Source organism: Clostridia bacterium (assembly GCA_017554615.1).
In the GTDB taxonomy this organism is placed as follows: Bacteria; Bacillota; Clostridia; order UMGS1840; family HGM11507; genus SIG450.
Genome location: JAFZHY010000002.1, coordinates 78,780 through 101,802 on the forward strand (window position 1 = coordinate 78,780; position 23,023 = coordinate 101,802).

The 23,023-nt window shown below is 33.1% G+C and carries 24 protein-coding genes and 1 other annotated feature; of the genes, 7 read left to right on the forward strand and 17 right to left on the reverse strand.

Annotation, left to right across the window (positions count from 1 at the left end; genetic code table 11):
* Positions 1-110: 110 nt before the first annotated feature.
* From cysK to IKZ35_00455, 4 genes are all read right to left on the reverse strand, one after another.
* A complete protein-coding gene (cysK, locus tag IKZ35_00440; GenBank protein ID MBR4892433.1) occupies positions 111-1,037 on the reverse strand; it encodes a cysteine synthase A in 927 nt (308 codons plus the stop codon).
* Positions 1,038-1,155: 118 nt separating this feature from the next.
* Positions 1,156-1,701 carry a CDP-alcohol phosphatidyltransferase family protein gene (locus IKZ35_00445; GenBank protein ID MBR4892434.1) on the reverse strand — a complete coding sequence of 182 codons (546 nt, stop codon included), beginning with the start codon at positions 1,699-1,701 and terminating at the stop codon, positions 1,156-1,158.
* A gap of 18 nt (positions 1,702-1,719) precedes the next feature.
* Entirely contained in the window at positions 1,720-2,682 is a 963-nt protein-coding gene (pfkA, locus tag IKZ35_00450) for a 6-phosphofructokinase (GenBank protein MBR4892435.1), read from the reverse strand.
* Between the two features lie 119 nt (positions 2,683-2,801).
* On the reverse strand, positions 2,802-3,527 hold the full coding sequence (locus tag IKZ35_00455; protein MBR4892436.1) for a YebC/PmpR family DNA-binding transcriptional regulator: 726 nt from the start codon (positions 3,525-3,527) through the stop codon (positions 2,802-2,804).
* 195 nt (positions 3,528-3,722) lie between these two features.
* Between IKZ35_00455 and asd the strand changes: the two genes are divergently transcribed.
* The 4 genes from asd to nagA all read left to right on the forward strand — a co-directional run bounded on the left by asd (position 3,723) and on the right by nagA (position 7,855).
* Positions 3,723-4,802, forward strand: coding sequence for an aspartate-semialdehyde dehydrogenase (gene asd, locus IKZ35_00460; protein ID MBR4892437.1), 1,080 nt, complete (start codon positions 3,723-3,725; stop codon positions 4,800-4,802).
* A gap of 33 nt (positions 4,803-4,835) precedes the next feature.
* Entirely contained in the window at positions 4,836-5,726 is an 891-nt protein-coding gene (locus tag IKZ35_00465; protein ID MBR4892438.1) for a 4-hydroxy-tetrahydrodipicolinate synthase, read from the forward strand.
* Between the two features lie 23 nt (positions 5,727-5,749).
* A complete protein-coding gene (locus tag IKZ35_00470) occupies positions 5,750-6,508 on the forward strand; it encodes a 4-hydroxy-tetrahydrodipicolinate reductase (GenBank protein ID MBR4892439.1) in 759 nt (252 codons plus the stop codon).
* A gap of 165 nt (positions 6,509-6,673) precedes the next feature.
* On the forward strand, positions 6,674-7,855 hold the full coding sequence (gene nagA, locus IKZ35_00475) for an N-acetylglucosamine-6-phosphate deacetylase (protein MBR4892440.1): 1,182 nt from the start codon (positions 6,674-6,676) through the stop codon (positions 7,853-7,855).
* 29 nt (positions 7,856-7,884) lie between these two features.
* Here the strand turns inward: nagA and IKZ35_00480 are convergent, their stop codons facing one another.
* From IKZ35_00480 to asnS, 10 genes are all read right to left on the reverse strand, one after another.
* Complete coding sequence (locus IKZ35_00480; GenBank protein MBR4892441.1) at positions 7,885-8,199, reverse strand: hypothetical protein; 315 nt, start codon at positions 8,197-8,199, stop codon at positions 7,885-7,887.
* Positions 8,200-8,301: 102 nt separating this feature from the next.
* On the reverse strand, positions 8,302-8,850 hold the full coding sequence (locus tag IKZ35_00485) for a 4'-phosphopantetheinyl transferase superfamily protein (protein MBR4892442.1): 549 nt from the start codon (positions 8,848-8,850) through the stop codon (positions 8,302-8,304).
* Positions 8,843-9,901 (reverse strand): peptidylprolyl isomerase, encoded by a 1,059-nt coding sequence (locus IKZ35_00490; GenBank protein MBR4892443.1) that lies wholly within the window; start codon positions 9,899-9,901, stop codon positions 8,843-8,845. The genes IKZ35_00485 and IKZ35_00490 overlap by 8 nt, the downstream gene beginning before the upstream one ends.
* A gap of 28 nt (positions 9,902-9,929) precedes the next feature.
* Positions 9,930-10,628 (reverse strand): hypothetical protein, encoded by a 699-nt coding sequence (locus IKZ35_00495; protein ID MBR4892444.1) that lies wholly within the window; start codon positions 10,626-10,628, stop codon positions 9,930-9,932.
* A gap of 14 nt (positions 10,629-10,642) precedes the next feature.
* The gene (locus tag IKZ35_00500; protein MBR4892445.1) at positions 10,643-11,395 is read right to left on the reverse strand and encodes an amidohydrolase; all 753 of its coding nucleotides are present in this window, start codon (positions 11,393-11,395) and stop codon (positions 10,643-10,645) included.
* The gene (locus IKZ35_00505; protein MBR4892446.1) at positions 11,385-12,083 is read right to left on the reverse strand and encodes a TVP38/TMEM64 family protein; all 699 of its coding nucleotides are present in this window, start codon (positions 12,081-12,083) and stop codon (positions 11,385-11,387) included. Before IKZ35_00505 ends, IKZ35_00500 begins: the two co-directional genes overlap by 11 nt.
* 2 nt (positions 12,084-12,085) lie before the next feature.
* Entirely contained in the window at positions 12,086-13,123 is a 1,038-nt protein-coding gene (locus tag IKZ35_00510; GenBank protein MBR4892447.1) for a hypothetical protein, read from the reverse strand.
* A 10-nt stretch (positions 13,124-13,133) separates the two neighbouring features.
* Positions 13,134-13,844, reverse strand: a complete 711-nt coding sequence (gene deoD, locus IKZ35_00515; protein MBR4892448.1) for a purine-nucleoside phosphorylase — start codon at positions 13,842-13,844, stop codon at positions 13,134-13,136.
* A gap of 200 nt (positions 13,845-14,044) precedes the next feature.
* Complete coding sequence (locus IKZ35_00520; protein MBR4892449.1) at positions 14,045-15,052, reverse strand: aspartate--ammonia ligase; 1,008 nt, start codon at positions 15,050-15,052, stop codon at positions 14,045-14,047.
* Positions 15,053-15,064: 12 nt separating this feature from the next.
* Positions 15,065-16,435, reverse strand: a complete 1,371-nt coding sequence (gene asnS, locus IKZ35_00525; protein MBR4892450.1) for an asparagine--tRNA ligase — start codon at positions 16,433-16,435, stop codon at positions 15,065-15,067.
* 52 nt (positions 16,436-16,487) lie between these two features.
* Positions 16,488-16,718, reverse strand: a binding site (T-box leader).
* Positions 16,719-16,832: 114 nt separating this feature from the next.
* Between asnS and IKZ35_00530 the strand changes: the two genes are divergently transcribed.
* The 3 genes from IKZ35_00530 to hslO are packed head-to-tail and all read left to right on the forward strand — an operon-like array spanning position 16,833 to position 19,134.
* Positions 16,833-17,510 carry a uracil-DNA glycosylase gene (locus IKZ35_00530; protein ID MBR4892451.1) on the forward strand — a complete coding sequence of 226 codons (678 nt, stop codon included), beginning with the start codon at positions 16,833-16,835 and terminating at the stop codon, positions 17,508-17,510.
* Positions 17,511-17,519: 9 nt separating this feature from the next.
* Positions 17,520-18,269 carry a methyltransferase domain-containing protein gene (locus IKZ35_00535; GenBank protein MBR4892452.1) on the forward strand — a complete coding sequence of 250 codons (750 nt, stop codon included), beginning with the start codon at positions 17,520-17,522 and terminating at the stop codon, positions 18,267-18,269.
* The gene (gene hslO, locus IKZ35_00540) at positions 18,259-19,134 is read left to right on the forward strand and encodes an Hsp33 family molecular chaperone HslO (protein ID MBR4892453.1); all 876 of its coding nucleotides are present in this window, start codon (positions 18,259-18,261) and stop codon (positions 19,132-19,134) included. The genes IKZ35_00535 and hslO overlap by 11 nt, the downstream gene beginning before the upstream one ends.
* 45 nt (positions 19,135-19,179) lie before the next feature.
* Here hslO and IKZ35_00545 read toward each other — a convergent pair whose 3' ends face one another.
* The 3 genes from IKZ35_00545 to IKZ35_00555 all read right to left on the reverse strand — a co-directional run bounded on the left by IKZ35_00545 (position 19,180) and on the right by IKZ35_00555 (position 22,893).
* A complete protein-coding gene (locus tag IKZ35_00545; GenBank protein MBR4892454.1) occupies positions 19,180-20,208 on the reverse strand; it encodes a Gfo/Idh/MocA family oxidoreductase in 1,029 nt (342 codons plus the stop codon).
* Between the two features lie 5 nt (positions 20,209-20,213).
* Positions 20,214-21,503, reverse strand: coding sequence for an L-alanine-DL-glutamate epimerase (locus tag IKZ35_00550; protein ID MBR4892455.1), 1,290 nt, complete (start codon positions 21,501-21,503; stop codon positions 20,214-20,216).
* A 142-nt stretch (positions 21,504-21,645) separates the two neighbouring features.
* Entirely contained in the window at positions 21,646-22,893 is a 1,248-nt protein-coding gene (locus IKZ35_00555) for an HlyC/CorC family transporter (GenBank protein ID MBR4892456.1), read from the reverse strand.
* Between the last annotated feature and the right edge of the window lie 130 nt (positions 22,894-23,023).

Consider the following 23,023-nt stretch of genomic DNA (forward strand, 5'->3'; position numbering starts at 1 on the left):
TTCAAGTATTTATATAAACAAAAGAATAATATTATAATTTACTTTTTTGTGTGCAAAAATACTAAAACAAAAAAATTCTGCCCAAAAAATTACTTTCAGGCAGAAAATTACTATTCAAATAAAGGTGTGGAAAAATATCTTTCTGCAGTATCAGGAAGTACTGTTACAACAGTTTTTCCTTTTCCAAGTTTTTTTGCAAGTTTTATAGCGGCGGCAACATTTGTTCCACTGGAAATTCCACACATTATGCCTTCTTTACTTGCTAAATCTTTTGCAGTGTTAATTGCTTCGTCATCTTTTACGATGCAGATATCATCATAAATATCCTGATTAAGAATTTTTGGAATAATGCCATCCCCTATTCCCATCTGGATATGAGTGCCTATTGAGCCACCTGATAAAATCGCTGCATCTTCAGGCTCTACTGCCCAGATTGTAATATCAGGATTATATTTTTTTAAAGTTTCGCCAATCCCTGTGATAGTTCCACCTGTGCCGATTCCTGAACAGAAACCGTGAATTGGTTTATTAACCTGATTTATTATTTCCATACCTGTTTGTTCCCTTTGTATATCAGGGTTTGCAGGGTTTTCAAACTGCTGAGGAACAAAAACATCAGGGTTTTCGTCTTTCATTTTAAGAGCAAGATTCAAACATTCTTCAATACAAAGACCGATATTTCCTGCATCGTGAACAAGGATAACTTCTGCTCCATAATGTTTCACAAGTTTTCTTCTTTCTTCACTTACTGAATCGGGCATAATAATTATAGTTTTATATCCTTTTACAGCACCCACTAATGCAAGACCTATTCCCTGATTTCCACTTGTAGGCTCAACTATAATTGAATCTTTATTTAAAAGCCCCTGTTCTTCGGCTTTTTTAATCATATTAAAGGCAGTTCTTGTTTTGATAGAGCCACCAACATTAAGCCCCTCAAATTTAACTAAAATTTCAGCACTGTCTTCCTCTGTCATATTTGAAAGTTTTACTATCGGGGTGTTTCCCAATGCTTCTAAAATATTATTATAAACCATTTATTTTAACCTTTCCAAACAAAATCTATATCTACATCATTATATACATATTTCCAATAAAAGTCAATTAAAAAAGTTTCTGCCTTTAAAGCAGAAACTCTTGTTAAATATATAACTATTATTGTTTATGAGACTTCATATAAACTTCTTTATATGAGATTATGTAACTTACAAATGCAAGAATGGACATTATCACAAATGTAAGACACAAAATATTTTTCATAACAAAGCCTATATTGTTAAATATCATAATTGTAAGAAATACCAAGAAATACACAACACTTGCAAGTTTACCGAATATATTGGCTTTTACCACTATATTACTTTTTCTTAAAAGTTTTGCTGCTCCAAAAATCATAACCAATTCTTTAAGTATTAAGAATATGGGCACCCACACAAGAGATGCTTCCTTTACCGACATACAGATTGCAACGGTTATCTGCATAAGTTTATCTGCAAAAGGGTCCATAAGTTTACCGAAATCGCTTTCTATTTTAAACTTTCTTGCAAGAAAACCATCCAGAACATCACTTGCTCCGGCTATTAAAAAAGTTATTACACAGTAAAGATTTTTATGGTCTATATCAGACGAAAAAAGATATATAAACACAAAAACCAGCATTACTCTGAATATCGTGATATAATTGGGAATATTTCTAAGCATTTTTAACACCATATAATATTAATATGTGATATCTGCAAAAACTTTAAATAATTCATTATCCATTTGTTTTTTCATAGATAACGCTTCGCTGATATCATAATCTACCAACTTACTGTCTTTATATGCAACTACTCTGTTACCCTGATTGTTAAGAAGAAGTTCAACTGCTCTAACACCCATACGGCTTGCCATTACTCTGTCATACACAGTTGGAGAACCACCTCTCTGAAGATGACCAAGTATTGCAACACGGGTTTCAATTTCTGTAAGTGTTTCTACCTGAAGAGCAATTTTTTCAGTATTTCCCACACCTTCTGCAACGATAACAACGAAGTGAGATTTACCTTTTTTAAGTGATTCGTTGATATAAGAAACAATATCTTCTTTTACATCATAATCTTTTTCAGGAACAAGAACTGCTTCTGCACCGTTTGCAATAGCAAGTTCTAATGCTATATAACCTGCTCTTCTTCCCATTACTTCAACAACGGAACATCTGTTATGAGATGAACATGTATCTTTAAGTTTATCTATACACTCACAAGCAGTATTACAAGCAGTATCAAAACCTATTGTATAATCTGTGCAGGAGATATCATTATCTATTGTACCAGGAATACCAACAGTTGGCATACCTGCATCACTAAGGTCTTTAGCACCTCTGAAAGAACCGTCTCCACCGATTACAACTATACCTTCAATTCCGTTTGCTCTTGCATTTTCAACTGCTTTTTTAACGCCCTCTTTAGAATTGAATTCTGAACTTCTTGCAGTTTTTAAAATAGTTCCGCCTTTATTTAAGCAGTCAGAAACTGAACGGTAGCCCATATCTATCATTTTATTTTTCATAAGGCCTTTATAGCCCTCTAATATACCAACAACTTCCATACCATTATGAAGTGCACAACGAACAACTGCACGGATAGCAGCATTCATACCAGGTGCATCTCCCCCACTGGTTAAAACAGCAATTTTTTTCATAACTTCCACCCTTTCAAAACCTTATCACCATTCTTTTTATTCATAAAAAACAGTATAATGTTATTCTTTATAAAAATCAATATTTTATTATTTTTTTAACAAAAATTTAATATTTGTAATTATTCTTCCCAGTTATGATAAATATTCTGAACATCATCGTTGTCTTCAAGATGTTCGATAAGTTTTTCCATCATAAGAAGGTCTTTCTCATCAGTTAAAGAAACGTATGTCTGAGGAACTAATGTAACCTCTGCTTTTAAAAATTCAAAGCCTTTATTTTCAAGTTCTTCACGCACTGATGAAAAATCTTCAGGCTGAGTAATAATTTCAAAAACTTCGTCTTCTTCGTTAAAATCTGATGCTCCTGCTTCCATAGCAGCATCCATAAGTTCTTCTTCGGATACCGAATCATTCTTTTCAACAATTAAAACCCCTAATTTATCAAACATAAAGGATACACAACCGTTTGTGCCAAGGTTTCCGCCGAATTTATCGAAATAATGTCTTACATCTGCTGCAGTACGGTTTCTGTTATCAGTAAGCGCTTCTACTATAACTGCGACACCTTTAGGCCCGTAACCTTCATATACGATATCTTCATAGTTATCAGTATCCTGACTGCCTGCTGCTTTTTCAATACATCTTTTAACATTATCGTTAGGCATATTGTTTGCTCTGGCTTTTGCAATTATATCTTTAAGTTTACCGTTAACTGACGGGTCAGGCCCACCTGCTTTAACAGCAACTGCAATTTCTCTGCCTAATTTTGTATAGATTTTTGCTTTCTGAGCATCTGTTTTTTCTTTTTTGTGTTTAATATTTGACCACTTTGAATGTCCGGACATATTTTTTCCTCCATTATATTTACATAACTTATTTTACTAAAAATTATACATATGTTGGTATTGTAACATAGGTAACAATAAATTTTCAAGTTTTTTATTTAAATTCGGCATTTTTTATAAATTGACATTTGAATAATATGGTGGTATTATATAAATTGATAGCATATGCATATATTGTAATGGAGGAAATAAAATATGAAAACTTTTAATGTAGGTATAGTTGGTGCAACCGGAATGGTTGGTCAGAGATTTATAACTTTGCTTGAGAACCATCCTTGGTTTAATCTTAAAGTTCTTGCCGCTTCTTCCCGTTCTGCAGGAAAAACTTATGAAGAAGCAGTTGGCAACCGTTGGGTTATGAAAACACCGATACCTGAAGATATAAAGAAAATTGTTGTTTTAGATGCTACTTTAGATATTGAAAAAATTGCATCGCAAGTAGACTTTGTGTTCTGTGCTGTTGATATGAAGAAAGACGAAATCAAGGCATTGGAAGAAAAATATGCAAAAGCAGAATGCCCTGTTATTTCCAATAACTCTGCACACAGACATACTCCTGACGTTCCTATGATTGTTCCTGAAATCAATGCAGACCATGCAAAGATTATTGAAGCCCAGAAAAAACGTTTAGGAACAAAGAGAGGTTTTATTGCAGTTAAATCAAACTGTTCACTTCAGAGTTACGTTCCTGCTCTTCACCCACTTATGAAGTTCGGAATTAAAAACGTTCTTGCATGTACATATCAGGCAATTTCAGGCGCAGGAAAAACATTTGAAACTTGGCCTGAAATGGTGGATAATGTTATTCCGTACATTGGTGGAGAAGAAGAAAAGAGCGAAATTGAACCACTTAAAATCTGGGGTAAAATTGAGGGAGACAAAATCGTCCCTGCAACAAGCCCTGCTATTACAACTCAGTGTATAAGAGTTCCTGTCAGCGACGGGCATCTTGCTGCTGTGTTTGTATCTTTTGAAAACAAGCCATCTATTGATGAAATAAAAGAAATATGGAAGAACTACAAAGGAACTGCTCAGGAATTAGAACTTCCTTTAGCACCTAAAAACTTCCTTAACTACTTTGAAGAAGACAACCGTCCTCAAACTAAACTTGAAAGAAACTTAGAAGGCGGAATGGCTGTTTCTATGGGTAGACTCAGAGAAGACTCTCAATATGACTACAAATTTGTTTGTATATCCCATAACACATTAAGAGGTGCTGCAGGTGGTGCAGTTCTTATGGCTGAACTTCTTGCAAAACTTGGTTATATGGACTAATTTATAATTTTAAAATCCTAAGGGGGAATTGAAATGAAAAAAACTGTATTTACAGGTTCAGGTGTTGCAATTATTACCCCGTTTAATGAAAACGGAATAGATTTTGAAAGTTTTGGAAAGTTAGTTGACTTTCATTTGGAAAACAGCACCGATGCCATTATAGTATGCGGTACTACCGGCGAAGCAGCAACAATGCCTGATAATGAGCATTTATCTGCTATTGAATTTGTTGTAAAAAGAGTTAATAAAAGAATTCCTGTTATTGCAGGAACAGGAAGTAACGATACTGTTCACGGAGTTAAACTCAGCAAAGAGGCCGAAAGACTTGGCGCTGACGCTCTTTTAGTTGTTACTCCTTACTATAACAAGGCTAACAAACAGGGGCTTGTAAATCATTTTAAAATGATTGCTGATTCTGTTCAGATTCCTGTTATTTTATATAATGTTCCATCCCGTACAGGTATGAACATTGCTCTTGATGTTTTAGAAGAATTAAAAGATATTGATAATATTGTGGGTATTAAAGAAGCAAGTGGAAATATGTCTTATGTTATGGAACTTGCTGCAAAATTCGCAGACAGATTTGATATCTATTCAGGAAATGATGATATTATTGTTCCTGTTATGTCTGTTGGCGGAAAAGGAGTTATCTCTGTTCTTGCCAATGTGCTTCCTAAAGAAACTCACGATATTTGTCAGTTATATCTTGACGGTAAATGTGAAGAAAGCAGAAAACTTCAACTTAAACTTTTAGATTTAATCAACTCACTGTTTTGTGAAGTTAACCCAATTCCTGTAAAAACTGCTATTAACTTAATGGGACTAAACGGAGGAATTTTAAGAATGCCTCTTTACGAAATGGCTCCTAACAACAAGGAAAGACTTATAAAAGACTTAAAAGCAACAGGAGTTAAACTGCAATAACTAAATTCAAAGGACTGATACAAATGATAAATATAATGCTTAGCGGTTGCAATGGGAAAATGGGCAGGGTTATATCCTCTCTTGTTGAAGCTGATGAAAATTCAAAAATAATATGCGGAGTTGATTTAAACACCGAGTCATATTCTGACTTTCCTGTTGTAAACTCCCCTTTTGATTTTAATGATAAGGCAGATGTTATAATTGATTTTTCTCATCCTTCTGCAATAGAAAAAAATATAAACTACGCTAAAGAAACAGGCACACCTATTATTGTGGCTACCACAGGGCTTTCAAAAGAGCAGGTTGCATTTGTAAAAGAGGCATCTTCAAAAGTTGCAGTATTTTACTCTGCAAATATGTCTATTGGCGTTAACCTTATTATTGACCTTGCAAAAAAAGCAGCAAGATTATTATCTGATAAATTTGATATAGAAATTATTGAAAAACATCATAACCAGAAAATTGATGCTCCAAGCGGAACTGCTCTTGCTATTGCTGATGCAATAAATGACGAACTTGATAATTCTTACGAATATGTTTATGACAGACACAGCGTCAGAATGAAGAGAACAAAAAAAGAAATCGGTATTCACGCTGTAAGAGGTGGCACTATCGTTGGAGAGCACGATGTTTTGTTTGCAGGTAATAACGAAGTTGTTACACTATCACATCTTGCAACAAGCAAAGAGATTTTTGCAGAGGGTGCAATTAAAGCAGCCAAGTATCTTGCTGGAAAACCTGCAGGTTTCTACAATATGGATTCAATGATAAAAGAACTTTAATATAAAAATACAAGAGTTTTTCTGCTCTTGTATTTTTTTATGTTTTATTATATAATGATTGTAACTTTTGATAAGTTGCAATCAACGATATAAATTACTTAATGGAATTTGCGATATATTTTTTGATTAACGCAACGAGAAATTAAAAAAGAGGGTTTTAAAAAAATGAAAACTTCAATTTATAACGGAAAGATAATTACTCCTGACAGAATTATTGAAAATGGATATATACTGATTGAAGACGGTATTATCACAGATATTGGCACAAATTTTGATGAAACTGTTTTTTGCGGGAAAAAAATTGATGCTAAGGGAAATTATATTTCTCCCGGCTTTATTGATATACACGTTCATGGTGGTGGCGGCGGAGATTTTATGGACGGAACAGAAGAAGCATTTATAACTGCGCTTTCATCACATGCAAAGCATGGCACAACCTTGATGCTTCCTACTACCGATTCTGCGCCTGACGAAGAATTGTACCGTGTGTTTGATGTGTATCACTCAGTAAAAAACAAGAAATACAAAGGTGCAAAAATGTTTGGTCTTCATTTAGAGGGGCCTTATCTTAGTTTAAATCAGGTTGGCGCAATGAACCCTGATTTAATTAAACTTCCTGTTTATGAAAATTACAGCGCTATATTTAAAAGAGCAAACGGAGCAATAAAAAGATGGACTGCTGCTCCTGAACTTAAAGGGTCTGATGCTTTTGGTGCATTTTTAAGCGAGAATGGAATTATAGGCTCTATCGGTCATTCAGACGCTTATTTTAGCGATGTTATAAAAGCGTATGAAAACGGTTTTGAACTGCTTACACATTTTTATTCTGCTATGCCTACTGTAAGAAGAATTGACGGTTACAGATATCCTGGAATAATAGAGGCAGGATATCTTATCCCTAGAATGAAAGTTGAACTTATTGCTGACGGTTGCCATCTTCCTAAAGAATTATTGCAACTTGTATATAATGTAAAGGGTGTTGAAAATATTATTCTTGTTACCGATTCTATGAGGGCATCTGATATGCCTGAGGGCGAGATTATTATAGGAAGCATAGAAAGAGGAAGAATTGCTCTTCACGAAGACGGGGTTTGTAAACTTACTGACCGTTCTGCTTTTGCAGGAAGTGCTTGTACTGCTGACAGGCTTATAAGAACAATGGTTAATCTTGCCGAAGTGCCTTTATGCAAGGCTGTTACAATGTTAACCAAAAACCCTGCAAAACTTCTTTCGGAAAGTAAAAAAGGCTCTATTGCCATTTCAAAAGATGCTGACATTTTAATATTTGACAAGGACATCAATATTAAAATGACAATGATTGGCGGAGAAGTAATATATAATGCTTAAAAAAAAGGCTGTTTTAAAAAAACAGCCTTTTATTTTCCTGATTTATTTAATAAAAATACTCCGTATGCTATAAATGCTGACGGTATAATAAGTTTTATAACAATATCATAGCCGACAATTCCCTGCTCTTTTAGAAGAAGAAAAACACCTATTGCAAGGAAAATAGCATTACCGACTTTGTTCCTGTCTGTGAAAAGACCCACAAGGCAAGGAAGAATAATAACAAGAGTCCACCAACCTGCAAAAAACAAATTAAAATTTATCAGCCCTACTGCATTTGCTCCTGAAAGCAAACCTAAGATAAGAAATATAAAGCCCCACAAAATATTTTTTGTATTTCTCATAATTTCCACCTCTTTATACCTTTTCTTTTATTCTATATTATGTTATCTAAAATGTCAACAAAATAACTTGCGATTAAAATTTCTAAAGATTAAAACATATTTTTAATACACAATATGATATACATATTCATCACATATATATTTTTCTCTTTTAATATTTTCATCAAAATAGTCTGCACTTTTTAAGTTTTTTATACCTGTACCAAGATATTTAAAATACGCTTCCTTAAAAGTCCATATTTCAAGAAGACGGATATTTTTTTCCTTACTGTCTATCCCATTTAAGACATATTCTTCTTCTTTTTTATTACACACTTTTTTTATTATATTTAAATTTACATCCCGTATTACTTCAATATCAGCACCGACATATGTATCATTTACTGCCACCAACACATAATTTTTGGAATGAGATATAGAAAACTCGCCTTTTTTATTTGTAAGATAAGGCTTTTTTAGGTTGGAAATATCAATGACAGAATCTTCTCCATAATGCCTTTTTACAAGCATCTCCCCTGCTACTGTCTGTTTTTTATTTTCATCAAATTTAAGACGGGAAACTTTGTCCCGTCTTAAAGTGCTCATATTATTAAAATAGTGTGTATAATCTGTTAAAGTTAAATCTTTAATATCATAAATATATTTATTCATTTATAATAATTTCCTTAACAACTATATCTTTAGTTGGCTTGTCCATTTCATCTGTTTTAGTATTACAGATTTCATCTAAAACTTCTAATCCTTTTGTTATCTCACCGAATGCTGCATAGTTACCGTCAAGCAATGGAGCGTCCTGATGGCAGATAAAGAACTGGTTTGCTCCTAAATTATAGTCATAAGGTCTTGCAAGAGAGATAGTTCCTCTTTTATGAGGAATAATATTAAACGCTCCGTTCATTACAAATTCGCCAGGAATTGCGTCGCTTACTTTTTCTTCTCCTGATACATTAAGTCCTCCACCCTGAGCAACAAAATCTTTTATTACTCTGTGGAATAATGTATTACTGTAAAATCCTGATTTTGCAAGGTTAATAAAGTTATTTGCAGTTACAGGTGCAAGTTCAGGATATACTTTAAATTCCATACTTTTTCCGTTAGTTAAAACGATTTTGCCTGACACACCTTTTAATGTGCCTTCTGCAAACTGTTTATATGAATCATATAACTCTAAAAGACACTCGCCATACAGATAACATTCTTTAGCAATACCTGTATTTTGCTCTATATCCCCTAATTCATATGTAATTTCAACTGTTTTTGTTTCTCCTATCCATTCAACTTCTGCGCCTAAAAGTTCTGCAACTGCTCTTACAGGCACTAAAGTTCTGTCATTTACTATTGTAGGAGGAACATCCATATGATAGCATTTTGAAAGTGCTATACCGTCTAATAAAAATGCACAGGATGTATCAAGCCACATATTAACAAGTTGATTTTTTCTGTAAATATCAATACCTTTTGTTGCTTCATTCCAGTTTACATCAAAGTTTAATTTTTCGCTTATAGCACGGATAGGAAGCATTGTTCTGTCTCCCACATAAGCACCGTTTGCATCATACACCGGAATAGACTGTGCAGGAACATCGCTAACTAATTTTTCTTTGTTAATGATAATGGTTATTCCGTTATCGGAAGGTTCGGCATAAACCATACCTGATAAAACAAATGATGCTGCTAATAATAGTAATAAAATTCTTTTCATATTCTTTCTCCTAACTGTTATATTAATTTTAATCTTCTTCTGTATAGATTAAATAGGAAGATTCATAGGCAAATATCGGAGCCATAGACCCGAACCTTGCTTTTTTATCCATTCCTTCTTCTCTTAAATATGTCATTGCAAAAATTCTGTCTTTAAACCCACTGGTATCAAATGTGAGTTTTTTTGCATTCATAACTTCTTCTTTTATTCTTACAAGTTCATTAAAACCTATTGTGCAAAGGAGAATTTCTAAATCAGGGTTATTTTTAATAAACTCTTTTAATTCGTCCATAGGAACAGGATTTGGATGAATAAGGTAAGAAACTCTTTCATCCTCTAAATGAACATTTATAAAAAGAGGAAGATTATTTTTTCTAAGTAGTTTTACAAGGTCTTTAACACAGTCATCATTTATACTATAACCGTGATAACCGGGCATAATTCTTACACCGCATATTTTAAGTTCCTCTATTGCTCTTTTAACTGTATTTATACAAATATCAAGGGTAGGATTAATTGTAAGCACCTGCTTATATCCGCTTCCCTTTATTTCATTATAAAGTTCAAGTTCTGATTCGTAAGGGTCATTATAAAATATAGATTCTATTTTAGATATGTATCCGTATTCTACGCCTGTATTTTTGTGCATTCTTAAAATGTCTGAAAACTTATTGTTTCTGGTTTTATGAAAAGGCCAGTTTCCAATAAAGCAATTATAATCTATCATACATCCACTCCCCCTTACAGTCTAAAACTTGTATCAAGAATTTTTAGAGCATTCTTATAGAAAATTAAGTCTTTTTCGTGATCGCTTATATTAGCGTGAAGAACTTTTCCTACATTGTTAAGATAAGGGCCTACCATATCAGTACCAAAGAGTATTCTTTCGCTGCCGATATTTTCAACTGTATAGTCAACATAATCAGAATGAAACATTGTGCAGGAAAGATCAACCCATACATTTTTACAGTCTCTTATCATAGGAATTCCGTTATACGGATTACCCCCAAGATGCGCCATAATAATTTTAAGTTCAGGAAATCTTTTTGCAAGTTCTCTTACATTTTTCCCTACTGATTCCTTGCCTGTCTGGTTTCTGCTTTTATGGAAACTGTGAATAAGCATAGGAACACCGTACTCAATAGTTTTCTCAGCAATTTTATCCATTTTATGAGAATCACAGTACTCGGATATCCAGATTTTTACTCCTTCAAAGCCTTGTTCTTCTATCCCTTTTTTAAGCACTTCAACTGAATTTTCGTGTTCAGGGCTTATGTATACAAAGCCGCCTATTTTATCAGGATGAGCCTTTTTAAAATCATAAACAAGACTATTAGCCTCATCAACCTGTTCTATTGTAGGAAATATTGCTAAAAGATTTGAAATATAAACTTTAGTTATATCATATTTTTCTATTGCCTTTAGAAGCAAAGATTCGCTTACTTTATGGTTTCCGCCAGGCAGACAACCATGGGCATGAATATCAATTACCATTTTTCCCCTCCTTGTTTTTGTCTGTAATTTTATAATATAAAAATATTCCCAATACACAAAGTATTAAAGTTATACCAAAAACTACAACCGCTTTTATATAGTTTTTATCTCCTAAAAGGTCTCCCCCCATTGCAGAGGTTATAACTGACGGAAGACGAGCAATAAGGCTCATTATTATCCACATTGAAAGTTTCATATCGGTAAGACCTGCATAATAACATAAAAGGTCTTTCGGTGTGCCGGGAATCATAAAAATTATAAAATAAATTATTGTTCTTTTTTTATTGGTTTTAAGAAAAGAAAGAGAATTTATTTTCTCCTCTGTAAAAAACAGTTTTACTATTTTCATCCCGTATTTTCTTACAGTTAAAAATACTATTATACTGCCTAAAGTGATTGCGAAAACTGAAAGAAGAGTTCCCTCTATGGCGCCGAAAGCATACCCTGCGGCAAGTTCAAACGGTTCGCCAGGAATAATCGCTATAATAACCTGCAGAACAATTAAAGAAACAAAAATAAGCCTTGCAAAAAAACCAAGTTCGCTTACCCGGTCTCTCACAGTTTGAGGTTCTAATATAACTGTTATAATTCTTGTTCTGTAAATATAAAGTATTAGTGCAGATATAAAAGCAAATAATACCATTCCGATAATTACAGCAATTCTTTTTCTTCTTATAGTTTTCTCCATTTTTAACCTAAGAACTCAGACCTGTCAAGTTTGAATTCTCCGCCTTCCATAACTAAATGGTATGAATATCTCATTTTTCTTGTGCTTCCTATACCGTTTGTAAAGCCAAGCTGGGTTGCCACTTCGTCAGATATACAATTTAACACTTTTACGGTTATTTCCACCTGCACTGTATATCCTGTGGAAGTTTTTATCGTATTTGTTATCTTACAATCTTCTAAAGATGTGGAAAGTTCATACCCTGAGTATGCATCTTTATTATTTTTTGCATCATCTCTAAATCTGTTAAGTTCTACTATGTACCTTTCGGTAAGATACGGATAATGCTCATTTCCTTCAAATTCGGTATATACTATATTATTTTGTACTTCTGATATAATATATGCAAAACGCTCTGCTTTTTCTTCGTCAGTAAGTGCGATATTATTTAATCTTTCTTCATATTTGTCAAACGCTAAAAGATAACCGTCTTCTTCTATAATCTCATAGTCATATACACGGAATTCTCTCTTATTATACTGAACTTTAAGCCCATATTTTATAAGCGCGCTGCTGTTTACGCCTTCAGTAAAACCTAAGATTTTGGCTACCTCAGGGTTTTTACAATTTGTAAGTTTTACTCTGGCTACGCATACAACATACGCATCGTCATTCTTTTTTATAACCTGTTTAATATCAGTATTTACAAGTTCTGTTGTAAGTTCATATTTTTTATAAAGATCGTCTGTGAATTTAATATATTTATCAAGTTCTTCTTCGTGTTTGTCAAGATAGTTTTTAGAATATATTACTTTAACATATTCAGAACTTTTATCATCGGTATAATCTTTGTTATATAAAGTTGCCATAAATTTATTCGCAAAATCTTTTGCATCTTTTATAACCATATCTTCATCGCATTTTTTAATTTTTCCGCCTGATACTTTAGAGTATCTAAAGTCTGTTTCAAATGAATCAATATTATCAAGTGTTATTTTATCGGCACATCCACTAAATGACAAAGTTATAAGTATAAAAAAGATAAGTAATAATTTTTTCATTTTTTCACCTCTATAGTTTTATTCCGGTTTCAAGTGCAAGGCTTATCATATTTTTAAAACCTGTCTGCCTGTCTTCTACACTTAACCCTTCGCCTGTTAATATATTATCTGAAACAGTTGTCATACAAAGTGCCTTCTTCCCTGCTCTTGCTGCATTCATATAAAGTGCTGCCGCTTCCATTTCAACTGCTAAAACATCCATCTTATTCCACACAAGGTCGTTCTCTTTATCGTCAGTATAAAAAGTATCCGAAGTTAAAATGTTTCCCACTAAAACATCAAGATTTAATTCTTTCGCAGTGTTATATGCACTATAAAGAATTGAAAAGTCGCATATTGCTGAATAGTCGCCAGGGAGTTTATATTGCTTTGCATATCCCGAGTTTGTTGATGCTCCCATAGCAAGAAGAATTTTATTTAAAGGAAGTTTTTTTGAAATACTTCCTGAACTTCCTGCTCTTATAATATTTTCTACATTATAAAAATTAAAAAGTTCGTAGGAATAAATACCCATTGAGCCTACTCCCATACCACTTCCTAAAACGGTAATCTCTACGCCTTTATAAAGGCCTGTATACCCTAACATATTACGGATGTCGTTTATAATCTTATAATCTTTAAGATAATTTTCTGCTATAAATTTTGCTCTTAAAGGGTCCCCCGGCATTATAACCGTTTTTGCTATTTCCCCAGTGTTTGCTCGTATATGAGGTGTGCTCATAATTTACCTCCTGTATTTAAGATAAATTTATAATTTATTAAGCATAATGACTGTTGTTTTTAAACATCCTTGTCCTATTATATTATTATAATAAATTTTAACCATATTGTCAATTTCAAATATAGGAAAAGATAGTTTGAAATTTTGATAAAAAAAAGGAAAATCATATTTTTAAGATTTTCCCTTTTTTACATAGTTGTTTATAAAAGATATATATTATTTTCTTTACATTCTTCTATCATATCCAAAGGCCATACGGAAGAATGAACTTCTCCTATATGTGCTTTTCCAAGAAGCAACATACAAAGTCTTGACTGACCTATTCCCCCACCGATAGTAAGAGGATAAGTATTATTTAAAATATTTTTATGGTAGTCAAAAGCGCTTCTTTCTTCACAGTTTCTTTCCTTTAACTGATATTTTAATCTGTCAGCATCAACTCTTATTCCCATAGAGGAAATTTCAAGTGCACTGTCTAAAACATCATTATAAATCATTATATCTCCGTTTAATGTCCAGTCGTCATAATCCGGTGCTCTTCCGTCATGCATCTGGCCGTTTGAAAGTTTTTCGCCTATCTGCATAATAAAGGCAGTTCTATGCTCTTTAACATACGCATTTTCTCTTTCTTTTGCTGAAAGATCAGGATACATATCATAAAGCTCCTGAGTAGTAACAAAACTTACTTGGGGCGAAATTTCGGTATCTATATTAGGGTATTCTTCTTTTACAATATTTAGTGTATATATTAAAACTTCGATAATTTTATTTACTGTGTCTTTTAAATACTCAAGGGTTCTTTCCTCTTTTTTTATAACCTTTTCCCAGTCCCACTGGTCAACGAAAACGGAATGGATATTATCCATATCGTCATCTCTTCTTAAGGCATTCATATCGGTATATATACCTTCTCCTACAACGTATCCGAAACGATACAGCGCTCTTCTTTTCCATTTGGCAAGAGACTGAACAACCTCAATCTGACCTTCCATTTCTTTTAAATCAAAAGAAACTTTTCTTTCAACTCCGTTAAGGTCGTCATTAATACCACTGTCGCTTCTTACAATAATAGGCGCAGTAACCCTGTCTAAATTAAGAACTTTGGAAAGTTTTACCTGAAATGTGTCTTTTATAAGTTTTATTGCTCTCTGGGTTTCTTTAACCGAGAGTTTAGATTTGTACCCTTTCGGGAAAATCATACTGGACATAAAGTTTCTCCTTTATCTGATATTGCCTGTTGTACGAGGATATAGAATAACATCTCTTATATTGCTTATTCCTGTAACATACATAATCATTCTTTCAAAGCCTAAGCCAAAACCACTGTGAGGAACAGAACCGTATTTTCTTAAATCAAGGTAATCACAATAATCATCCATATTCATATTTCTTACCTTCATTGCTTCAACTAACTTGTCATAGTCTGCTTCTCTTTCACTGCAGCCTATAATTTCGCCAACACCAGGAACTAAAAGGTCAGTTGCGGCAACAGTTTTTCCGTCTGCATTCTGTTTCATATAGAAAGATTTGATTTCTTTAGGATAGTTGGTGATAAACACAGGTTTATTATATACTTCTTCTGTGATATATCTTTCATGCTCTGTCTGCAAATCGCATCCCCAGTATACAGGATATTGGAATTCTTTATCTGCTTTTTCTAATATTTCTATTGCTTTAGTATAATCTAAAACTTCAAAATTATTGTTTATAAGATTATTTAATTTTTCTTTTAAACCTTTTTCAAAATGCGCTTCAAAGAAATCTATTTCTTCAGGGCATTTTTTCATAATTTCCGATACGATATACTTAATCATATCTTCTGCTATTTCAATTATATCACTAAGTTCGGCAAATGCTACTTCAGGCTCAACATGCCAGAACTCTGCAACATGACGAGGAGTGTTACTGTTTTCTGCTCTGAAAGACGGACCAAAAGTATAAATTTTGCCATATGCCATTGCGGCAACTTCGCCCTCTAACTGACCTGAAACGCTAAGACCTGCTTTTTTACCGAAGAAATCTTCGCTGTAATATTCTTCTGCTGTTTTATAAGTATGGTTAAAAGGATGAGTTGTAACCTGGAATACTTCCCCTGCCCCTTCACAGTCGCTTCCTGTTAAAATAGGGGTGTGAACATAAATATAGTTTCTATTTTGGAAATACTCATGGATAATATTAGCCATAACAGAACGAATTCTGAACACAGCATTAAAAGTATTGGCACGAACTCTTATATGAGGCATTGTTCTTAAAAATTCAAGTGTATGTCTTTTTTTCTGAAGAGGATAGTCTGACGGACAGTCCCCTAAAACTGTAATCTCTTTAACATTTATTTCAAATAATGACTGCCTTGCTTCAACAACTTCGCCTTTAACACAAAGGGATGCTCCAAGGTGGAACGCTCTTTCATCAACGGTTATAGCCGCTTTATCGATAACAAGTTGCAGATGCTTTAAAGTTGTACCGTCATTAAGTTCGATAAAAGCCATATTTTTAGAGTCTCTTGCAGTTCTTACCCAACCACAAACAGTAACTTCCTTGCCTAAGTAATCTTTGTTTGAAATAATTTCTTTAATATCTGAATGCTTCATAATTATATCTCCTTTTTTTATAAACTAAAAAAGCGCATTTACCTGCCCTAAATTATAGGACGAGTAATATGCACCCGCGGTACCACCTATATTACCGTTTTAAACAAAACGGTCTCTCTTAACTGTTTACGCACAGTTTACACGGCGCACCTACTGATTTTAAAAAAACGTTCAGATTGCGGCTCGAAAGTGTTATTCATATAATCTCAACTGCCTGTTTTCCACTGCCACAGGCTCACTGGAAGCGAACTATTATATTACTTCTCTTTGTCATCGCCTTTACATTAGTATTATACTCTTTTTATATAATTTGTCAATGGTTTATACTTTAAAATTATTTACATTTTATATAAAAAATAGTATAATAAGTTTTAAAGATAAAAAAAGGGGTGTTAAAATGGTAAATATAGGCAACGACTGGGACGAATTACTTTATGATGAATTTAAAAAAGATTATTACTTAAAAATCCGTGAATTTTTAAAAAAAGAATACAGCCTAAAAACTATATATCCTGATATGTATGATATATTTAACGCCCTTAAATACACATCATATAAAGACTGCAAGGCTGTTATTTTAGGGCAGGACCCATATCACGGTGAAGGTCAGGCTCACGGTTTGTCTTTTTCTGTTAAGCCGAACATTAAAATTCCACCCTCTTTGGTTAACATATATAAAGAATTAAAAAGTGATATTGACGGTTTTTACATACCGAATAACGGATATCTTACCAAGTGGGCAAAACAGGGCGTTTTACTGCTAAACGCATCTCTTACAGTAGTTAAAGACAATGCAAATTCACACTCAAAAATCGGCTGGAGTATATTTACTGATAATATAATAAAACTTTTAAACGAAAGAGAAACTCCACTTGTATTTATCCTGTGGGGAAATAATGCAAGGCAGAAAAAAGCATTTATCACAAATAAAAATCATCTTGTTTTAGAGGCGGCTCATCCAAGCCCGTTATCTGCATATAACGGTTTTTTCGGTTGCAGACATTTTTCAAAAACAAACGAGTTTCTTATAAAGAACAATATATCGCCTGTTGACTGGCAGATAGAAAATATATGAGGTTAAAATATGTACACAAACTTTGCCTTGGGGTATCATAATATTATGAAAGATACTACCCAGAATGATTTTTTAAAATATTATAAAAAGATTTTTGAAAAGTTTAATATATCCCCATCTTTAATACTTGATTTAGGATGCGGCACGGGAGATATTACATATCTTTTTGCAAAAGACGGATACGATATGATTGGAATAGATATATCCTTTGATATGCTAAATATTGCAAAGGAAAAAAACAATCACGAAAAAATACTTTACTTAAATCAGGATATGAGAGAGTTTGAACTTTTTGGTACAGTTGATGTTATATACTCTGCTCTTGACTGTGTTAACTACATTACCGACAAAAGAGATTTAAAAAAGGTTTTTAAACTTTGTAAAAATTATTTAAACCCTAACGGAATTTTTATATTTGATATAAATACAGGGTATAAATATAAAAATATTTTAGACAAAAATACTTTTATTTATGATACAGATAATACATATCTTGTATGGCAGAGTGAATATTTAAAAAAGGAAAAAATATGTACTTTCTTTCTTGATATGTTTTATAAATATGATGATACTTACAAGCGTTTTTACGAAGAACAGGAACAAAGAGAATACTCGGTAGAAGAACTTATAAAAATTGCAAAGGACTCAGGCTTTGAAATTCTTGGAATTTATGATAACCTGTCTTTTAAAAAATACAATGAAAAAAGCGAAAAGATATTTTTTGTGTTAAAGAAAGGAAATAATAAAAGTGAAAGATAAAATTTTAAAAATTCTCTCTAAAGATAAAGAAATAAGAGTGTTTTTAGCAAAAACAACTCATATGACAGAGTGTGCAAAAACACTTCACTCCCTTTCTAAAACTGCTACTGCAACTTTAGGAAGACTGCTTACAGCAAATGCCCTTATGGCTTCAGATTTAAAAGGAGAAAATAATACAGTATCTCTACAGATAAGAAGCGAAGGACCTATTGGAAACATTCTTACTTACGCAAATTCAAAATGCGAAGTCAAAGGATATGTATCTAACCCAGATGTTGACCTGCCGATAAGAAAAGATGGTAAAATCGATGTCGGGGGTGCTGTTGGTTTAAACGGGTCTTTAACTGTTGTAAAAGATATAGGAGGGAAAGAGCCATATACAGGCACTATTGAACTTGTAAGCGGAGAAATTGCTCAGGACTTAACCTATTATTTTGCAAAGAGTGAGCAAATTCCTACTGCTATTGCTCTTGGAGTTTTAGTTGATAAGGATAACAGATGCGTTTTATCTTCAGGGGGGCTTATGATTCAACTTCTTCCTGATGCAAGTGAAGAAACTATTTTAAGACTGGAAGAAATTTTAAACAGTAATTTTTCTATTTCCAAACTCCTTTGCGAAGAAGATTATATTGAAAAAACCTTAAAACTTATTTTTCCTGATGAAGATTATGAAATTTTAGAAGAAATATATCCTGTATTAAGATGCGATTGCTCAAAAGAAAGATTTTTAAGAGGTATTATTTCTTTAGGAAAAGAAGAACTTGAAAAACTGATTAACGAAGAAGAAAAAATTGTTGCCAACTGCCATTTTTGCAACACTTCCTATGAATACTTATCAGAAGAATTAAAACCATTTATAAAGTAGATAAAAAAAGAGATGTAAAATTTATGAATTTTACATCTCTATTTTTTAGTATAACAGTATTTTCTTACCAGTTTTACTTGATTCATATGCCGCAAGTATAATATCAACAGGCTTCTTACCTTCATAAACATTAACCATAGGCTCACGGTTTTCCTTAATCGCATCGATTAAGTCTTTAATCTGACGCCTGTGGTTTTCATTATCAAACCCTGCAGGGTTTCTGTAACTGTTGGTATTACCCTGTGGAATCTGGTCTTCACTAAGTTCTTTACCATCAACATCCCAACGGATAATAACATCTTCTTTAATAACGATAGTACCTCTTGTACCACTGATTTCAATAACTCTCGGATAGCCAGGCTCAACAGATGTTGTACACTGAATTGTACCTATTGCACCACTTGCATATTCAACAATAACATTGGCAGTATCTTCAACCTCGATATCTCTTGTTAAAGTTTTGCATACGCCTGAAACGGATACAACAGGGCCAACAAGATACTGAAGCACGTCAACACCGTGAATACCCTGATTCATAAGTGCTCCGCCACCGTCCATTTCCCATGTCCCTCTCCAGCCGGCAGAAGCATAGTATTCGGGAGAACGGTAATATTTCATATAAACATCACCAACAACAATTCTTCCAAGTTCTCCGTTTCTTATGGCTTCTCTTGCTCTCTGGATAGATTTTGTAAATCTTAACTGGGATATAACTGCACCTTTGACTTTATTCTTTTCAACTGCGTCTATCATATCGATAACCTGCTTTTTAGTTATCGCCATAGGTTTTTCAACTATAAAGTGTTTACCTGCATTTGCCGCCTGAATGGCAAGTTTTGAATGAAGACCGCTCGGTGTGCATATACACACTATATCAATTTCATCTAAGCTTAGCATTTCTTCTAAAGTTTCAAACGCTTTACAATTTCTTTCATTTGCAAATCTTTTGGCAGATTCAAAATTTAAATCAAATGCGCCGACTATTTTTGCATCCTCTATTTTTTCAATGGAATCTGCATGCCATTTTGAAATAACGCCACAACCGATTATACCAAAACCAAATATTTTGTTCACTTTAATTACCTCACAAATTCACTGTAATATTCTGAGTCTCTGAACATTCCACCACTTATTTTGTAAAAATCTTCATCTAAGTTGATTATACCGTTCTCAGGCTCAATATAATTTGCTTTGCCATACATTGGATGATATGTAAGCATTTTATCCCAATGCACGTAATTCTGCATACCGTTGGCTTCAATTATTCCAACTTTTATGCCAGGGAATTTTTCTATTCTTGCAGCAACATTTTTGTTAAATTCTATCATTACAGGGTTAACTGTTAAATCTGCACAGAAGCAAGGGATATTTCTCTTATGCGCTTCTTTTAAAATTCTTATAGATTCAGACATTGTTTTTGCGATAGGTTTTAGTGCAATAGCCTTATAGCCTAATTCAATTCTTTCTATTGCATCTTCTAAAGAGTGAGCAGATTCGTCTGCTGCAATTCTTACATTCAAGTCAGATACATCAACTTTATATTCTTCAGGGAATGGCTCTTCTATAATTGCTATTCTTTCTAAAGCACCGATTTCTTCAGCATAGTCTATAAATTCTTTTAATCTTTCTTTACTGTCATATCTTCCGTTAGCATCAAAGTAATACGGAATATAGCCTGATTCTGTATGTTCAGTTCTTATATCTTTAACAGCATTATGGATTTCATAAAGTCTCTTTTTATCCCATTCAACCATTTTTTCATAAGAGCCGCTTCCGTCAGGGTTACATCCTATTTTAACCTTTAAGAAGAAAAATCCGTCATTAACTAATTTTAAAACATCGTCTATTGACATATTATATGTAACAAGAGGGATATTGCAAAGTTTTTCTGCTTTGTTTAAAAGAGGAGTTTTATATTCGTCAGAGACTAATGATAAAAAGTCTTCAGTTTTATTAACTTTACCGTACATCTGCCAAAGTGCATTGTCAACAGGAACAAGTGCATTAAGTGCAAATGTTTTTCTTAAGTCAGGTCTTTTTGTAACCTTTTTTCCATATTCATAAACATCATCAAATATAGAATCTAAGGCATCCATAGGGTCTTTATATGTATTACCTTTTAAAAGGCTTAGTGCATACTGAGTTATATCATACATATACTGATTTCCAACATCAGGCGGATTGGCTTCAAATACTCTCGCATCAGACCATAACACGCTCTGAACTCCAAGACCTACTCCAAAGCAGTCGTCGTTTTCCACCTTGGCAACAACTGTCCAGATTTGTTTTACATATCCACCTTTAAAACCAAAAGGTGCGTTCAAAGGGTCTTTAATAAGATTAAATTTTGTGTCTTTAATATAAAGCATAACAGCCACTCCTTTTTTACAATATTTATAATATTGTATCATAATTTATAAAAAATGTATTTAGTCATTTTTGCCCTTTTTTTGCATAAACTTGATATAGCATAAAAGTTAAGGGGTGGATAACTTACCACCCCATATATAATTATTCTTCAGTTTCTTCTTCTTTTATTCTTACCACTTTTATAAGTGCTACACGGTGAGAATCTGTTTCCAGAACGGAAACCTTAAGTGTTTTAAACTCAAAATTATCGCCTTCTTCAGGAATTTTCCCAAGACATTCCATAACCCATCCACCGACAGATATACTTTCTGATTCGGCTTCAATGTCAAAGAAATCACAGAAATCTTCAAAGTTAACGAGCCCTTCCACCTTGTATGTATCAACATCAATTTCGTGGAAGTTTTCAACTACTTCGTCATGTTCGTCCCATATTTCTCCGACAAGTTCTTCTAAAATATCCTCCATAGTAACAATACCAAGTGTTCCGCCATACTCGTCGATTACAACTGCTATATGAGATTTATTGGTTTGAAGAATTTTTAACAGGTCGTTAATTTTTTCGCCCTTTTGAATAAATAAAGGTTTTGTCATAAGATTTTTAACATCTTTTTTGGTTATACCGTTTTCTGAGTAAAAATCTTTTAAGTGAATTATACCTACTATATCGTCAATATTTTCATTATATACCAAAAGCCTTGAAAACTGAGTTTCTTTAAACTTTCTTGCAATTTCAACCTTATCGTCTTCTAAAGATACTGCTTCCAAGTCTACCCTGTGGGTTAAAATATCTTCTGCGCAAAGGTCTTTAAATTCAATAGCATTACGGATAAGTTCACTGTCATCATCATCAAGTGAACCCTCCTGCTGAACTTCCTCTACAAGCATAATAAGTTCTTCGGAAGACATTCCAGCATTTTCTTCCACCTTAAATATTTTTGAAATAAGTTTTTTCCACTGCGAAAAAATATAATTTACAGGTGTTAAAATTATTATTAAAAAGTTAATAAACGGTGCTGCAAACATTGCAAACTTTTCAGGAGAATCTTTTGCCAGACTTTTAGGCGAGATTTCCCCGAAAATAAGAACAAGCAATGTGATGACCACGGTTGCTATCAATGCTCCGTAAAAAGGGTTAAGTGCTATAAAATATACAGTAGCAACAGATGAAACACCGATATTGACAATATTGTTGCCTATAAGAATGGTGGATATCAAACTGTCATACTTTTCTGAAAGTTTAAGTGTAAGCCCTGCTCTTTTATCCCCTTTTTCTGCCATTGATTTAAGCCTTGTTTTATTAACAGAAGTAAAGGCAGTTTCAGTTGCAGAAAAAAACGCAGACATTAAAATTAAAAAGCCTATAATTACTATATACGTCGAATCGCTCATTTTTATTTTTTCTCCTATTAGTTAAGTTAAATTATTTTTACACGCAAAAAAGCACGCCTATATATAAATCTATATAGGTATGCTATGCCATTTATAGTAACAAATAATAAAACAACAATTCAGTATTAGT

Bases quoted from the DNA above. Each gene is read 5' to 3' on its own strand.
- nagA (MBR4892440.1), top strand. From the start codon at position 6,674: ATGAAAACTTCAATTTATAACGGAAAGATAATTACTCCTGACAGAATT.
- asd (MBR4892437.1), top strand. From the start codon at position 3,723: ATGAAAACTTTTAATGTAGGTATAGTTGGTGCAACCGGAATGGTTGGT.
- cysK (MBR4892433.1), bottom strand. From the start codon at position 1,037: ATGGTTTATAATAATATTTTAGAAGCATTGGGAAACACCCCGATAGTA.
- IKZ35_00455 (MBR4892436.1), bottom strand. From the start codon at position 3,527: ATGTCCGGACATTCAAAGTGGTCAAATATTAAACACAAAAAAGAAAAA.
- IKZ35_00495 (MBR4892444.1), bottom strand. From the start codon at position 10,628: ATGATAGATTATAATTGCTTTATTGGAAACTGGCCTTTTCATAAAACC.
- asnS (MBR4892450.1), bottom strand. From the start codon at position 16,435: ATGAAGCATTCAGATATTAAAGAAATTATTTCAAACAAAGATTACTTA.
- pfkA (MBR4892435.1), bottom strand. From the start codon at position 2,682: ATGAAAAAAATTGCTGTTTTAACCAGTGGGGGAGATGCACCTGGTATG.
- IKZ35_00465 (MBR4892438.1), top strand. From the start codon at position 4,836: ATGAAAAAAACTGTATTTACAGGTTCAGGTGTTGCAATTATTACCCCG.
- IKZ35_00445 (MBR4892434.1), bottom strand. From the start codon at position 1,701: ATGCTTAGAAATATTCCCAATTATATCACGATATTCAGAGTAATGCTG.
- IKZ35_00500 (MBR4892445.1), bottom strand. From the start codon at position 11,395: ATGGTAATTGATATTCATGCCCATGGTTGTCTGCCTGGCGGAAACCAT.
- IKZ35_00535 (MBR4892452.1), top strand. From the start codon at position 17,520: ATGTACACAAACTTTGCCTTGGGGTATCATAATATTATGAAAGATACT.
- IKZ35_00550 (MBR4892455.1), bottom strand. From the start codon at position 21,503: ATGCTTTATATTAAAGACACAAAATTTAATCTTATTAAAGACCCTTTG.
- IKZ35_00480 (MBR4892441.1), bottom strand. From the start codon at position 8,199: ATGAGAAATACAAAAAATATTTTGTGGGGCTTTATATTTCTTATCTTA.
- IKZ35_00520 (MBR4892449.1), bottom strand. From the start codon at position 15,052: ATGTCCAGTATGATTTTCCCGAAAGGGTACAAATCTAAACTCTCGGTT.
- IKZ35_00485 (MBR4892442.1), bottom strand. From the start codon at position 8,850: ATGAATAAATATATTTATGATATTAAAGATTTAACTTTAACAGATTAT.
- IKZ35_00510 (MBR4892447.1), bottom strand. From the start codon at position 13,123: ATGAAAAAATTATTACTTATCTTTTTTATACTTATAACTTTGTCATTT.
- IKZ35_00555 (MBR4892456.1), bottom strand. From the start codon at position 22,893: ATGAGCGATTCGACGTATATAGTAATTATAGGCTTTTTAATTTTAATG.
- IKZ35_00505 (MBR4892446.1), bottom strand. From the start codon at position 12,083: ATGGAGAAAACTATAAGAAGAAAAAGAATTGCTGTAATTATCGGAATG.
- IKZ35_00470 (MBR4892439.1), top strand. From the start codon at position 5,750: ATGATAAATATAATGCTTAGCGGTTGCAATGGGAAAATGGGCAGGGTT.
- deoD (MBR4892448.1), bottom strand. From the start codon at position 13,844: ATGAGCACACCTCATATACGAGCAAACACTGGGGAAATAGCAAAAACG.
- IKZ35_00530 (MBR4892451.1), top strand. From the start codon at position 16,833: ATGGTAAATATAGGCAACGACTGGGACGAATTACTTTATGATGAATTT.
- IKZ35_00490 (MBR4892443.1), bottom strand. From the start codon at position 9,901: ATGAAAAGAATTTTATTACTATTATTAGCAGCATCATTTGTTTTATCA.